12 protein-coding genes are annotated in these 14,203 nt (G+C 65.1%); 4 read left to right on the forward strand and 8 right to left on the reverse strand.

Annotated features, from left to right (window positions below; translation table 11 throughout):
* The first annotated feature begins 56 nt into the window (after nt 1–56).
* Nucleotides 57–281, forward strand: a complete 225-nt coding sequence (locus K3F49_RS39620) for a hypothetical protein (RefSeq protein WP_452100495.1) — start codon at nt 57–59, stop codon at nt 279–281.
* Here the strand turns inward: K3F49_RS39620 and K3F49_RS05830 are convergent.
* Nucleotides 271–783, reverse strand: a complete 513-nt coding sequence (locus K3F49_RS05830; protein ID WP_234679928.1) for a response regulator — start codon at nt 781–783, stop codon at nt 271–273. The genes K3F49_RS39620 and K3F49_RS05830 overlap by 11 nt on opposite strands.
* Before the next feature lie 77 nt (nt 784–860).
* Between K3F49_RS05830 and K3F49_RS05835 the strand changes: the two genes are divergently transcribed.
* Entirely contained in the window at nt 861–1,094 is a 234-nt protein-coding gene (locus K3F49_RS05835) for a hypothetical protein (RefSeq protein WP_234679929.1), read from the forward strand.
* A 138-nt stretch (nt 1,095–1,232) separates the two neighbouring features.
* On the opposite strand, the gene K3F49_RS05840 is transcribed toward K3F49_RS05835, so the two are convergent.
* Nucleotides 1,233–1,553, reverse strand: coding sequence for a cupin domain-containing protein (locus K3F49_RS05840; RefSeq protein ID WP_234679930.1), 321 nt, complete (start codon nt 1,551–1,553; stop codon nt 1,233–1,235).
* Nucleotides 1,554–1,694: 141 nt separating this feature from the next.
* Here K3F49_RS05840 and K3F49_RS05845 point away from each other — a divergent pair, with 141 nt between their 5' ends.
* Nucleotides 1,695–2,057: a hypothetical protein gene (locus K3F49_RS05845; protein WP_234679931.1), complete on the forward strand. Its 363-nt coding sequence runs from the start codon at nt 1,695–1,697 to the stop codon at nt 2,055–2,057.
* Nucleotides 2,058–2,061: 4 nt separating this feature from the next.
* Here K3F49_RS05845 and K3F49_RS05850 read toward each other — a convergent pair whose 3' ends face one another.
* Complete coding sequence (locus tag K3F49_RS05850) at nt 2,062–2,610, reverse strand: sterol desaturase family protein (protein ID WP_234679932.1); 549 nt, start codon at nt 2,608–2,610, stop codon at nt 2,062–2,064.
* The gene (locus tag K3F49_RS05855) at nt 2,589–5,972 is read right to left on the reverse strand and encodes an AAA family ATPase (protein ID WP_234679933.1); all 3,384 of its coding nucleotides are present in this window, start codon (nt 5,970–5,972) and stop codon (nt 2,589–2,591) included. The genes K3F49_RS05850 and K3F49_RS05855 overlap by 22 nt, the downstream gene beginning before the upstream one ends.
* Before the next feature lie 161 nt (nt 5,973–6,133).
* On the opposite strand from K3F49_RS05855, the gene K3F49_RS05860 reads away from it, so the two are divergent.
* Nucleotides 6,134–6,973, forward strand: a complete 840-nt coding sequence (locus K3F49_RS05860) for a class I SAM-dependent methyltransferase (protein WP_234679934.1) — start codon at nt 6,134–6,136, stop codon at nt 6,971–6,973.
* Between the two features lie 9 nt (nt 6,974–6,982).
* On the opposite strand, the gene K3F49_RS05865 is transcribed toward K3F49_RS05860, so the two are convergent.
* The 4 genes from K3F49_RS05865 to K3F49_RS05880 all read right to left on the reverse strand — a co-directional run bounded on the left by K3F49_RS05865 (nt 6,983) and on the right by K3F49_RS05880 (nt 14,196).
* Nucleotides 6,983–8,662, reverse strand: a complete 1,680-nt coding sequence (locus tag K3F49_RS05865) for a di-heme-cytochrome C peroxidase (protein WP_234679935.1) — start codon at nt 8,660–8,662, stop codon at nt 6,983–6,985.
* A gap of 313 nt (nt 8,663–8,975) precedes the next feature.
* Nucleotides 8,976–9,221 (reverse strand): hypothetical protein, encoded by a 246-nt coding sequence (locus K3F49_RS05870; RefSeq protein ID WP_234679936.1) that lies wholly within the window; start codon nt 9,219–9,221, stop codon nt 8,976–8,978.
* 25 nt (nt 9,222–9,246) lie between these two features.
* Complete coding sequence (locus K3F49_RS05875) at nt 9,247–10,371, reverse strand: DUF2336 domain-containing protein (RefSeq protein WP_234679937.1); 1,125 nt, start codon at nt 10,369–10,371, stop codon at nt 9,247–9,249.
* A 192-nt stretch (nt 10,372–10,563) separates the two neighbouring features.
* On the reverse strand, nt 10,564–14,196 hold the full coding sequence (locus tag K3F49_RS05880; RefSeq protein ID WP_234679938.1) for an AsmA family protein: 3,633 nt from the start codon (nt 14,194–14,196) through the stop codon (nt 10,564–10,566).
* Nucleotides 14,197–14,203 lie beyond the last annotated feature (7 nt).

Raw genomic sequence — 14,203 nt, forward strand, 5'->3', positions numbered from 1 at the left:
CGCCGGACGGGCGGGAATTCGGCACATCATCGTGGACAACGTGGACGAGATCGAAATTGCCTACACGTTCAAGCGCGATGTTTGGGGCCAGGGATTTGAGCGAGATCGCGACCGCGCTGACCGACATCGGGCTGTCACACCTGAAATTGCCCTCCCTCATCGGCCTCTCCTTCTTCGCGCACAGCGCATCGCGGCGCGTGCTGGAGAAGTCGAACTATGTGCTTGAAAGGAGTACGACGCATCACGGCGGGGACGTCGTGATCTACCGTATCAGACGGTGATACATGAGATGCCGGCAGCTCGCAGCTTCATGAGCGCCGCGACCAGCTGATCGGGGTGAAACGGCTTTTCGAGGAGCATGCTGTTGGGGACGCCTTGAGACCTCCACGATGCTGCACCGGCGCTGCCCGTGATGTACACGACCGGAAGGGTCGGATCCTTTTCTCGCATTCTCCGGGCGAGATCCCAGCCATTCAGCTTGCCGCCAAGATAGACATCGGTCACGAGCACCTTGTGATTCTTTCCGCGCGCGACGAACACCGTGATCGCCTCCTCGCCGGACGAAAGGATGTCGGCAGCAAAGCCTGCGTCCGCCAACACGTTCTCGAGCACACCCTGGAGCGGATATTCGTCCTCCACGATCAAAATCGACGGCGGTTCCGACATGTGAGCCTTTGATTGGCCGGCGATCCGACCCGACACGAGGTTCCAGTTCGAGCAAAGCGCAACATGCGTTTCTGGCTTTCTCACGATGGCGCGTGTGAAACCTGAACAGCCATTCAAGAAAGTTTCTCGCTGGTTCCTGCAACAGCCGACAGGGGGCAGAAGTTGACCCTCGGACGATGCAGAAGGAGGAACAGATGAAGAAGCTGACTTACGCTCTTGCGGCGGTCGCGACGCTCGCAATCGGTGCCCCTACCATCGCCAATGCGGCGGGCATCGGGATCTACGTCGGCGGCGACAGGGACTACTATGACGGCCCGCGCGCGCGCATCTACGAGCATAACCGTGGCTGGCATCATGGCTGGTACCACCACGATCGCGATTATGACCGCGGCGTCGTGATCCGTCGCCATTACTGGGACGACGATTAGTTCGTACCAGCACTGTGAAACAAGGAGGCCTCGCTTCGGCGAGGCCTTTTTGTATCTGGGAGAACGCGACGACAGCCCGCCCTGCAGACTCTTAGGGTTCCAGTGTGTAGGAGCGTCCGGGTTCAAGCACGTAGATGGTCAGGAAGCGGAGCGGATGGTCCGGGTCGCAATTACGAAAGTGCGTGTGCGGAAGATCCGCCCGGTCCTGCAGCGTCTCGCCGCGCGATATTGCCGCGGTTCGTCGCTGCCATAAGCGGACTCGGCAACGCCTTCGATGATGTAGATTGCACCGGCAACGGGATGGCGGTGAAGCGGAGCAACGCCGCTCGGCGGATAGGTGACCTCGACGACCATGAGGCCCTGATTGCCGGGCATTGGAAGACGTTCGAGAATCTTGCGGGTGACGCCGGCAAAGCCTGCCTGTTGCGCGCTTGCCTGACTCCGGGGACGTTCAACCATTGGGCACCCCTCTTCGTCGATCTAAGACTCCTCGACTTGTAACCCTCACCGGACCTCGCGGCCATGTTCGAAGCGAGCCGCAAAATAAATCCCACCCGAATTTGAATGGCGTTCCGGCAATCGACTGTCTATGGTCCAATCATGTCGCGCCTCTTGTGTTTATTTGTTGCTGCCATCCTGTCGCTGCTGCCGGTCGTTGCGCCTGCCGCGCCCGTTGCGAAGAAGCCCAAGCAAGCCTGGCACGGCTACGGCTTCCTGCCCGGCTATCGCCAGCCGCTGAGCAACAGCCAGCCGATCTACATGCAGAAGAACGGCTTTCGTCGCTACGCGCGCGAGAACCAGCGCCCCTGGTACATCGATCCCGTGCCGAGCTATTACCGCTTCATCGACGGCGAATGGCGCTATTTCGGCCGGCCCGGTTTTGGCGGGTCCCGCTACAATGGCGGCAGCTTCGGTCCGTGCTGGACCCGGACGCCGATCGGCGCGATCTGGAATTGCGGCTGAGCCGTCATTCGGAACAAAACGTTCCGAAGACGCGATCCCACATGCTGGTGACCACGCCGAAATTGCACGGCCGCTTGCCGTAGTGATGGCGGGTGTGGCGGCGCTTCAGGCGCCAGAGATAGCCGCCGCGCTTCACGGGGCGATGGTGGATGATGTGGTGAAGCGCGCCGAAATAGATGTAGCCCAGCATCAGTCCCGCCGTGACGGTGCAGGCGCTGCCAAACCCGACCAGCAGCCACACCGGCAGCAGCGATCCCAAACAGATCGATCCCAGGCTCAGCCACAGCGGCGAGCCGACCAGTGCGCGCGGGTCGGAATGGTGCATGTCGTGCAAGGCGGCCAGATAGGCAGGACCATGCAGCGCGAACCGGTGAATGACGTATTCGGCAAGGCTCCAGAGCAACAACCCGCTTGCGAAGCCGACCGCCGCTTCGTCCCAGCGCAGCGGCTCTTTCCGGAGCATCGCGACCGCGACCAGCGCGGCGCTCGCGAGGGGATAGAAGACGAAATCGGCAAAGTACAAAAAATTTTTCAGTCGCATGGGTTTGCGCATGCGCTGGTCTTGCTGGAACGCTCCATGGCCGCCCGTGCTTCGAAAATCTCCGGCAACTCCTGTGCGTTGGTGAACATCCCGACCACTGGCATGAGCACGCTGTGCGCCTGCGCATCCGTTCCGCTCGCTTGATACAGCCTGGCAAGCGAGAGCGCTGCGCGCAGCTCGTACGTCGCAGTGCGCTGCGCCCGTGCGGTCTCGATGGCCTGGATGAACGCCGCCTCCGCGGCGACGATATCGATGGGATCCTTGCGCAGCAGCAGCTCGCCGCGCCAACGCTGGATCTCCGGGGTGAACCATTCCTGTCCGGTCCGCTCCACCTCGACGAGCTGTTCGTCGAGGATCGCGAGCGCCTCGTCGAACTGCCCCTCGTCGGCCTTGGCTTCCGCGAGCAGCGTCCAGGTCAAGGGCACGTAGAGCCCGGTCGCCATCTTCCCGACCAGCGGCAGCGCGATGGAGTCCTCCATCTCCTGGAGCCCGGCCGCGCGTTCGCCGAGACGGCAGCGGATCCAGCCGTTCCAGAATTTTCCGGCCCGTGTGTAGAGCAGAAGTCCGTGTTCGCGGCTGAGCTCGATCACGGCATCGACATGGGGCCTCGCGCCTTCAGGGTTGCCGCGCACCGCCTCGAGCACGATCTTGTGGAAATGCGTGTAGACCATCGTCGCGACATGGCCGCTGTCGGCCGCACGGCGGATCGCTTCCTGCGCCAGTTGCTCGGCGCGATCGACTTCGCCGAGCGGCCACAGCACCAGCGCAAGATAGATCGCCGCCGCGATCCCGTAATCGTGGCCATACAGAAACGCGAGATTGCGATCGTGCTCATCGCGGTAGATCGTGAGCGCCTGCTCGAGATGCTGCTTGGCATCGGCGAAATTGCCTTCGAACCAGCGGGTCATGCCGCAGACGCGATGGGCGATCCCCGCCTCCGGCGCGTCGGGCCGGTCGGCGGTATCGTGCAGGAAGGCCTGCGCGAGCTCCTGCATCGATCCGAGCTCGCTGCGAACGAGGCTACCGACCCACAGGCCGTAGGTCGCGGCGAACCGTTCGGGCGCGCCCTTGAGCCCCGAGGCGAGCTCGCGCGCACGTGCGAATGCGACCGACGTCTCCGGCGCGCCATAGCCGCGTGTTGCGATCAGCGCATTGCCATAGGCGATCTGCAATTGCAGCCGCCGGCTCTGCCCCGCCGGGCTTTCGCTCAAGCCTTCGGCAAGACCGATGGCCTTGGTCAGATGCGCGATCGCCTCGGGATAGGCCGAGCTGCGCAAGGACCGGTCGCCCGCCTTGCCCCACCATTCGACGGCGTCCTCAACGAGACCAGCCTGCGTGAGATGATGCGCGGCAATTTCGGGCGCTGCTGCGGCGTCGTCCGGGAATTTCTCCTGGAGCACGGCTGCGATCCGCTCGTGCAATCGCCGCCGGCTGCTCCTGAGCAGGCTTTCATAGGCGGTGTCCTGCACCAGCGCATGCTTGAACGTATAGACGCTTTCGGGCGCAGCCCCGCTGCGGAAAATCAATTCGGCGGCCTCGAGCTGGGCCAGCCGGGTATCGAGCTCGGCATCGTCCTTGTCCGAGATCGCACGCAACAGCACGTCGGAGAATTCGCGGCCGATGACGGCGCACACTTGCGCGACCTCCTTTGCCGGCCCGAGCCGGTCGAGCCGCGCCATCAGCGAATCCTGGAGCGTTGTCGGGATCGACAGGCGCGGCAGGCTGCCGGCCATCCTGTAGCGTCCGCCCGCCCCCTTTTCGAGGACGCCCATCTCCAGCACCGTGCGCGTCAGCTCCTCGACGAACAGCGGGATGCCGTCGGTCCGCGTCGCGATCTGCGTGACCAGCTCGGACGGGACCGCGCGGCTTCCGATCACCTCGGCGATCATGTGCTGGACGTCGGTCTCCTTGAGCCGTCCGAGCTGCAGCGTCGTCAAATTCGCCGGGCCCATCCATGGCAGCGTGAATTCGTCGCGGAACGTCAGCACGAGCAGCAGGCGAAGCTGGTCGGCCAACCTGACCGCGAGCCCGAGCAGCTCGAGCGAGGTCGCATCGGCCCAATGCAAATCCTCGACGATACACACCACCGGCGCCTCGGCGCACAGGCGCTGCAAGCGCTGGATCAGCGCCGCAAGCGTGTTGCGCCGCAGCTGTTGCGGCGTCCAGTCGAGCGGCGGATAGCATCCGTCGGTGGCAATCGACAGCAGATCCGCAAACAGCGGCACCAGCGTCGGCGTCTTCAGATCGTTGCGCCCGAGCAGCGCTTCGAGCTTGCGCAGACGCTGGGCGTTGCCGCCGCCGGCGCCGAGCTTCGCCGCCCGCTGCAGCTGGGTGATGACGGGATAGAGCGCGCTGGCACGATGATGCGGCGAGCACTGATAGCGCAGCCGGATGTGCGGCTCCGCCGCGACCCGCTCATTGAGAAAATGCGCAGCTAACCGCGACTTGCCGATGCCGGGCTCGCCAGAAATCAGCACGACCTGGCCCTGGCCGCGCCAGGCCCGCTGCTTGCACTCGGCCAGCCGGTCGAGCTCGTGCTCGCGGCCGACGAAACCGGCGAGGCCTGCGGAGCGATAGGCTTCGAAGCGGCTCGCGAGCGGCGATGGACGCTCCACCGCCCAGACTTCGATCGGCTCGCTGAACCCCTTGATCGCGCGGGTGCCGAGCGCGCTCAGCTCGAACAGATTGCCGAGCAGCCGGCGCGTCGAGGACGCGATGATGACGGAGCCCGGTTCGGCGAAGGCCTGCATCCGCGCTGCGAGGTTGGGCGTCTCGCCGATCACCTCGAGCCGGCTCGAGGCGCCCATTGCGAAGAGATCGCCGACGACGACGAGCCCGGTCGCAATCCCGATCCGCACCTCCAGCCGCAGGCCCGGCTGGACGTCGATGGCCTGGACCGCGGCGGTGATCTCGAGCCCTGCGCGCACCGCGCGCTCGGCATCGTCCTCGTGAGCGGATGGATAGCCGAAATAGGACAGGATGCCGTCGCCCACCAATCGCGAGACGATGCCGTCATAGCTCGCGATGACCGCGGTCGCAGCCTCGCGATAGGCCTGCAGGATCTCGCGCATCTGCTCGGGATCGAACTGCTGCGATAGCGCCGTCGAACCGACCAGGTCGCAGAACATGATCGTGAGCTGTCGGCGCTCGGCACCCGCGTCGATCGTCGGTGCGAGCAGACGCGCCTTCGGAACGTCGAGTTCGGCAATCGAACGCAGCAGCCTGCGCCGGTGCCCAAGCACGACGCCCATGGTCGCGAGATCGCGATCCGTAATCTCGGAAAGGATGTCGAAATCAATGCCGTGGTCGGAAAAGGACTTCAGGTATTGAGGGAGGCCGACCTTCTCCAACCAGGCAGCAACCTGCCCAGTCATCGCGCGGGGTCCAGCATTATCTGTACTAAACCTAAAGTATATCCCCCCAAGGAATGAAGTCAATCGTGGCAGGCAAGCGTCGCCCTTGTTGACGCGTCAAGGGCGTTGGCTCATGCTTTATGGTGGAAGCGTTCCCCATTTTCGCGTGAAAGTATTCATCCGTGAAGCAGGATCCGTATCCGACAGCGGCAAGCCCGATCCACGCGGCCGTCGTAAAACTGTTTTATTCGCGCGCCGCGCGCCAGCTTTTCACCAACACCTGGTACTCCCTGCTGAGCAACCTCGACAGGGGGGCCGCGATCCGATTCCTCAACTACGGCTACGCCTCCCTGAACGGCGAGCAGGTCGCGCTGCAAGCCGTCGACGAGCCCGATCGCTATGCGATCCAGCTCTATCATCACGTGGCGTCGGGTTCTGAAATCGCGGGCAAGGATGTGCTCGAGGTCGGAAGCGGCCGCGGCGGCGGCGCGTCCTACATCGCGCGATATCTCCATCCGGAGAGCTACACCGGGCTCGACATCTGCAAGCCGGCGATCCGCTTCAGCAAGGCGCGCTACGCCGACCAGGACAATCTCGCATTCCGCGTCGGCAATGCGCTCAGCCTGCCGTTCGCGGACGAGAGTTTCGACGTCGTGGTCAACGTCGAGAGCGCGCAGCATTATGGCGACATGGGACGCTTTCTGGAGGAGGTCCACCGCGTGCTCAGGCCGGGCGGCGCTTTCCTGATGGCGTGCTTCGAAGACCGGTCGAAGGACGTGTATCCGCGCGAGTCCCTCGCCCGGTCGCGCTTGCGCCTCGTCCGGGAGGACGACATCACCGCCAATGTGGCGCGCGCGCTGGAGCTCGACGGCGCGCGACGAACGGCGCTGGCGGACGAGATCGTGCCGCGGGTGCTGCTCGGCGTCTCGCACGAGTTCGCCGGCATTCCAGGCACGCAGCTGCATGCGTCCTTCGCCGACGGTACTTGCCCCTATTATTGCTTCACCTGCTGCAAGGACTAAAGCGACCGCTCAGAGCGTCTTGAGATATTCGATCAGCGCCTTGCGGTCGCCCTCGGTCATATCCGTTCCGTAAACGTGCCCGGCATTCGAGTTGCCGCGCATGCTCGTGTCGAACAGGAACGCGCCCGGCATCTCCGCCTTCATGTCGTATCCCACGATGTCCGGATTGAACTCCCAATTGCCGACATAGAAGATCTTTGGCCGCTGCCCTGGCGGCAGCAGGAGATCATTGAGCGACGGCACCGAGCCGTTGTGCAGATAGGGCGCCATCGCCCAGATGCCGTTGAGCGGCCTTGCCCGGTACGCGAGCGGCGCCCGGTACTGGTTTGGACGGCCGCAATTGATCTCGGCGGCGCTGGCCGCGTTGTCCTTGGACCGACCGATCCACTGTGCAGCGATGTTTCCCGTGAGAACCTCGGCGGCCTTGTAGTTGGACATCGCGTCCGGGCCGCCGATCTTCGACAGCGCGATTCTGCGGCTGTTGAACGTCGTCGCCTGCTCGGGATCGGTGCCGATCTTGCGGAGATCGACCAGCGGGATCTGGATCTCGCCGCAGGCCCCGGAAGCCGCTTCGACAGGTGCAGCCTCGTGGCAATTCGCGCACGCGCTGGCATAGACAAGCTGACCGCGCAGCGCCCGCTTGTGGTCAAGTGCACCGAGCATGGCTTCGGGCCAGCGCGGAGAGCGCAGATCCATCAGCTTCCGCTGTCCCCACACGACATTCTCCATCTGGACCCCATGCAGCACGTCGGGCGTGATCATCGTCGCGTCATGCTTGATCGGCGCGAGCACACCGAGCGCCTCGACGATGTTGCGCGTCAGCGGCTGACGGATCGAGGCGTTGTAGAGCACCCAGTTGAAGCGCGGCGTGTCCCACAGCGCCGGGTATCGCACCGGCGCGGTCAAATGCGCATAATTGCTGGTCTCGCCGATGTCCGACGGGTCGGTCATCAGCCTGAACGGCCCGGCCAGCAGCTGGTTCAAGCCGGCGCCATGCGCGTCCAGCCTGCCCGCCCCGCCCGCCGTATCGCCGGAGTTTCCGCCGACGATCTGGTTGAACTTCGCGGCCGCCTGCAGGACGCCGCCGAAACATTGCAATCCCTTCCGCACGTCGGCAGGCGGTGCCTTCACCCGCGCCATGAAGCGCTGTCCGGCCCCGTCCTGATTCTGCAGGACAGCGGTTATGGACCCGACCAGCTGTCCCACGAATGAATCGATATCGATATGGGAAGGACCGCCCTCGATGCGGATCTGCTGGCCGCGATAGCTGACTTGCCCGGTATGACAGCCGGCGCAGCCGAGACCGAGCCAGTTGCCTTTCCAGCACGCGTGCCTGCCGTCGGGAAGGTCGACCGGCGTGCTGTAAAGACCGATCGCAAGACCGTCCGGATTGTTGGTCGGGTTGACGGGTTCGGGGAGGAAACCCAGACGCTGCAAATTCTCGGGCGCCTTGATCAATGCGGTTTGCCCGGAAGGCTGTCCCGGCTGCTCCAGCGCGACGAACCATTCATAGGGGATCAGCGCCGTTCCCTGCGAGATGAAATGCCAGCGATCGGCGGTCTCGTCGCTCCAGCCCTGCTGCAGATGGACGGGACTGCCCGACGCGGGCTTGTCTTCAGCCGATGCGGCCGTGAAAGCGGCAAGAAGGGATAGGAGGGCAATCAATGATACGCGCACATCAAATGTCATCATCGGCTCCAATCAGGGTGAAGCTCTCAATCATGACGGCGTGAATGCCGTCGCTACATCGCAATCAGCAATCGTGTGCCCCGATGGCGCTGCGCGCAGCACCGGAGGCCTTCAAGAAATTTTCGTGCAAATGACAATGCGCGGCGCTCGCGCGGGCGTTCCGAACCACCAACAAGGAAGACACGCCGCCCCATAGCGACCGCTCCGAACCCCATTGCCCGCGACCGCACTCTCGTGCGCCCGCAAGTGGAGGCTACATCATGTCGGATATAAACGCAAAGGTAGAGATGGATCGGATCAGATCTTACGTTCGTTACCGGAAATATCCCAGCACGAGATCGGTATCCGCGCTGGCGGCGACCGTGCCGTTCAGCTCGGCATCGATGACGCGGCGGCAGGCCTCGATCGCGGCGTGGTCGCCGAGATCGTTGGCGGCTTCCAGCACGAGCCATGCGGCGTCGACCGTGGCCTTCTCCGGAGCCGCTCCGCCGATGTCGGCGGTAGGGTTCGTGGCGAGGCTCTTGTTCTTGCGAACTGCGGTGCCGAATTGAGGCAACATTGCAAATACTCCCTCGATGTCCCGTTCAGTGAACCTGGAGCTCGGGCTGACGACCCGTCGCGGGATCGGTGCCGGCGCTGTTCTTGCGCGACTGGTAGAATTTCAGAATGCTGCGTGACGTCTCGATCTTGAGCCGGCCGAAATCGCGCTCGTTGTCGTGGAGCTCGCGCGCCGTGATCAGGTGATCCTTGGCGCCGAGGAACAACAGCGACATCGTCGTGTCCCAGGAGAAGTCGAGCGCCTTGCACAGCACTAGGATCATCTCCCGGTTGCGGTCCATCAGCGCGCGCTCGATCACGTCGACCGGCAGCGACGACAGCAGCGAGAGGCCGATCTGCACCTCGTCGAAGCGATGCTGGCGCGCATAGTTCGAGATCGAGACCTGGTTGAGATTGCCCTGCCGGTACTGCGTCGTCACCACGCGCTTGGCGACGAAATAGCTGCGCGAGGACGGGCCGAACTTCGATTGCAGATCGCCGGTGAGCTCGGTCACCGAGCTCTGGATCTGCGACATCATCTCGGGGCGCTCGGTCTCGAGCCGGCGACGGACGTCTTCGGACGCCTTGGAGATGAGCTGCTGGAAGATGTGGCGCGGCACGTCCTTGCGCAGGCCAAGTTGTTCAGCAAGAATCGAATCTCCCTCGGCGCGGCGGACCATGTGCAGCAGGCCCGAGCCGGAGAAGCGCGCGCCCTCGTTCCTGGCAACCGAGGTAACAACCTCCTGGTTACCACGCTTGACGAGCACGTCGGTCACGGCCTCGCCAATCGCATTACGCTGCGAGATCGCGAGCAGATGCGCCTGGCCCTTGGTCATGGCGCTCTCGACCAGCACCTTCTCGTCGATCCGGGTCGACTCGCGCAGCACGGGGCCGGCGACCTCGATCTCGTCATCCAGAGCGAGCTTCTCGATGACGTTGAGCGGAGCATGATCGCAGCCCGCCATCAATTCGGAGAGCTGCGCCCGCGCGGCGACCTCGATCTCGTCGGCAAGCCGGCCGATGACCTCGCCGAACATGCTGATCTCGTCATCGACGTAGCGACCGGTGATCAAAAGATCGGTCGCATGCCACAACGCCTTCGCCCGGCTTTCGTCGGTGCCGCGCGCGATCGCGTCGTCCAGATCCTGCAGAAGCGTTGGTGCCCCGTTCATCTCGATAACCCCAGTTCTTGGTAGCAATCCTGCTTGTGCGGGCAGGACGCCGAATTCCTCTGGACCAGAGCCTAGAGAACAAACGCGCAAATCCAGTAAAATCGGCAGTTCAGTTTTGCCGAGCAAAATTCATTCAAATGCGAGCGAATGTGTTTACGACCGCGCCGCGGCGGCAGCGAAAGAGCCACTTTTTCAGGGATTCGACGGCGTCAGGACCAGCGGCGGCTTCGGCCGGGGCTTTGCGGGCGGCGGGCCCGGGGCTGGGCGCACGTCGATCGGCGGCGGCAGGGGCGCGACCTGCTGGCTCGCAAGCGGCGGGCTCGGCACGGCGGGGGCAGCAAGCGGCGCCTTCGGCATCGGCGCGGCCTTGGGCTCAACTCTCACCTTCGGCGGCGCGCGGCGCGGATCGCGGCCGGGCATTGGCACATCGGTCAGCGACGGCTCCGGCGCGGGCTCGGGTGAGACCAGCGTCGGCAGCGCGGCGGTCGCCGGCGGCGGCTCGCCGCGCTCGATGGCATCGAGCCTTCGCGTCTCGCGATCGATCGTGCGCACCGCAAGCCACGACGACAACGGGGTGAGATCGACGGTGCGGCTGAGCTTGTCGGGTGGGCCGGCCGCGAACAGCTGGATCTCCGGCGGCGCGCCGGAGAGCCCGGTCATGATCGGCGTCAGGCTGGCGCGGATATCGGCCTGGTCGGCGGGAATATCGTAACCGCCGGAGACGATGGCACGTGCGTTCTTCGCCTCGAGCGGGGTTGCGCCGACGCGCAGGCGGCCGTCGCGGATCGTGAACGCAATCTGCGCCGAGGCGACAGTAATGGGAGCGGCCGACAACGCGGGCTCGACGAGCTGACGCAACCGGTTGTCGTCGCTCACCTGCCCGCCGTCGCTGGCGCGGATGGCGATCTCGAAGGCGCGCGGATTGAGCCCGCTGATCTCCGCCGCGTCCAGCGTCACCGTGCCATTGCCGGCGAGCGCGCCGGTCAGCGCCGAGACGCTGCGGCCCTGGCTCGTCAGCGTCATCTGCACCGAGGCGCGTCCCTTAGGGAGCGCGAGATCACGGTAACGCAGCGACGCCGCATCGACATTGGTGAGATCGAGATGCGCGTTCAGCGCGAGACCGTTGGCGCCGTTGCGCGCATCGAGGCTTGCGGTCATCTCGCCGCCACCGACGCCGCCCTTGAGTGCATCGAGCGCGAGCGACTGACCATCGCCTTTGACCGTTCCGCTGAACGGACGCATCTCGATTCCACCCGGCAAGCTGCCGCGCAATGCCTGGAACGCGATCCGGCCGCGCCAGCCGCTGACGAGACCGGCGCTCAGCGGCTCGCCGCTGTCACGCCCGGCCGCACCGACGGCAAGCGCGAGCGCGGGCATCAGATCGAGCGTGTCGAGCCCGAATTCGCCGTCAACGCGCTTCTCCTGATCGAACGTCATGGCGAGACGGCCGCGCAGATGCGAGCCGAAAGCGGTGCTGTCGAGATCGTCGAAGGTCAGGCGATTGCCTGATAGTCCGACGCGGGAGGACAGGCTCACATTCAATGCTGATTTGTCGGCCGGGCTGGTCCCGAACAGCGGCGCCAGATTGGCGTTGCGCACACGTAGATTCACGCTGGCCTTCGGCTCCGGCGCCGACAATTCGACGCTGCCTTGCGCATCCGCATCCAGCCCGCCGCCGCTGAGCCTAGCGTTCAGTTGCAACGGCCGGCGCCACGCGCCGCTCAGTTTGCCTTCGATCTGCGAGGCGCCCTCGCCTGCGGCGACCATGCGATCGAGGCCGAGCAGCGCCGTCAGCGAAGCGGCCTGCGACGATGACAGTTTCGACTCCAGCGTGAAGTCGCTGTTGCGCAATTTTTCGATGTCGATGCCGTTGACCGCCGCCACCGGCATCTGCGCGGCGAGCGTGGCGCTGGCCTTGAGCTGCGGCGCATCGAGGTCGAACACGGCGCGCGCGTCACTGCGATCGGCATGTTCGGCGTTCTGGTCGAGGCTGAGGTCGAGCTTCAGGCGTGTTGCGCCCGGCAACGGCGCGATCGCATCGAAGCGTGCGCGCAACGCGGGTGAGATCGGCTCCAGCAGGGCCGCGAGATCGCCCAACGAATTGGCGGAGGATTTCAGCGTGAGCTTGCCGGTGGCCCTGGTGCGATCAAAACTGCCGCTCGCCTCCGTGGTCACGCCGCTGGCCTGCCCGAAGCGCAACTGCTCGAGCGACAGCGAGGTCGGACCGTAGCCTAGCCTGGCCGCGAACGGCCGCAGCTCCTGTCCGGCCGAGATCGCGCGCCCGATATCGAGCGAGAGCTTGGCCTCCTCCGGCCATTCGCCCTGCGGTCCGGCGAGCGCGCGGACAAAACTCGCGGCCGCATCGAGATCGAGCCGGTCGGCCTTGAGCTCGGCGTCGATCCGCGAGCCTTTGCTGGCCCCGGTCTGCACGAAGGCAATGCGGCCCTCGACGGCGCCGCCTTCGATGTCGGCTTTCAATTTGTTGATGGCGAGATGGTTGGCGGCGATCGTCACGTCGCCGGCAAGGCGCAGCGGCCGCGTGCTGCGCCGGTTCACCTCATTGCGGCCCAGGAGCCAGGCTGCAAGCGTATCGGGATCGGAGGACTCGACGCTGAGCCGGCCGCTGAAACTGTCGGCGCCGGGCGTGGCGCCGTTGAGCGAAAGCTGTGTCATGCCAGGTGCGCGCAGCTCGAGCCGCTGGAAGGTCCAGGACCGGCCGTCGGTCTGCAACTCGGCCGTGATGTTCTGGAGCGGACGGCCACCCAGCATGATCTGGTCGGAGTTGAACTCGATCTGCGCCGGGATCGGCGCCTGCGGAATCGCAGCGAGACCTGCGCGCAACGCCGGCAAGATGCGCAGCGGCTCGGCATCGTCACGGCCGGAGAGCTTGTCGGCATCGACCTGCCGCGCCGACAGCACCGCGCGCAGCAGCGGCGAGGTGCCGAACCTGAGATCGCCGACGCCGCCGAGCTTCAGCGCGGTATCTTCCGGGCCAAAGCTCGCGTCGACCTGGTCGAACTTGGCGCCGGCCGGATCGGCCTTGAATTTTGCGGTGAGCTTCCAGGGCATCGGCCCCGCCTCGCCCGGCTTCTTTGCCGGCGGCACCGCCAGCGTCAGCGCGCCATCGAATTTCGGCTGGCGATTGTCGAAGGCGAGCATGCCTTCGAGATCGGCCAGCATGGCGCGCTCGCCGGGGTCGATGTTGAGGTGGAGACGGGTGGCGCTGCCGTCTGGGCTCGGACCGGAGGAGACGCGGAACGGGTAGCGTGTGCCTGCGGCCGTGAAATTGCCATCGCCGCGCACGGAGCCGGCGAGCGAGCGCACGTCGCCGGAGAAGACGATGTCGTTGAGCTCCAGCGTCGAGCGGCTGGCAGCGTCATGGAGGGCGATGCGGCCGGTGAGGTTCAGCCGTTCGATGGCGAGCGAAGCCAGATTAAAAGCGCCGCTCGCGGTGGACGGCAAATCGACCTTGCCCCTGGCGTCGAGGCCGAGATCCACCGCCATGCCCCCGACCGAAAGCTCGGTGGCGCGCCATTCGCCGCGCATCAGGGAGCTCAGGCTGAATTCGACGTCGAGCTTGTCGGCCCGCAGCCGGCCGAGATCGTTGTTGCCGCCGAAGGTGACCGAGCGCAGCCTCAACGTCGGCGCCGGCAAGAGCCGCGCATCGAGCTCGCCCGCCACGCGCACCGGCACGCCGATAATCCGGCTCGCCTCCGCCTCAAACTGGGGCCTGAACTGGTTCCAGTCGACGAAATGAGGCCCGATCAGCGCGGCCAGCAGCGCTAAGATAAAGGCAATTGCCAATCCGAGCAGCGTCGTCTGCACGGGTCTC

Origin of the sequence: Bradyrhizobium monzae (assembly GCF_021458635.1) — a bacterium.
GTDB lineage: Bacteria > Pseudomonadota > Alphaproteobacteria > Rhizobiales > Xanthobacteraceae > Bradyrhizobium.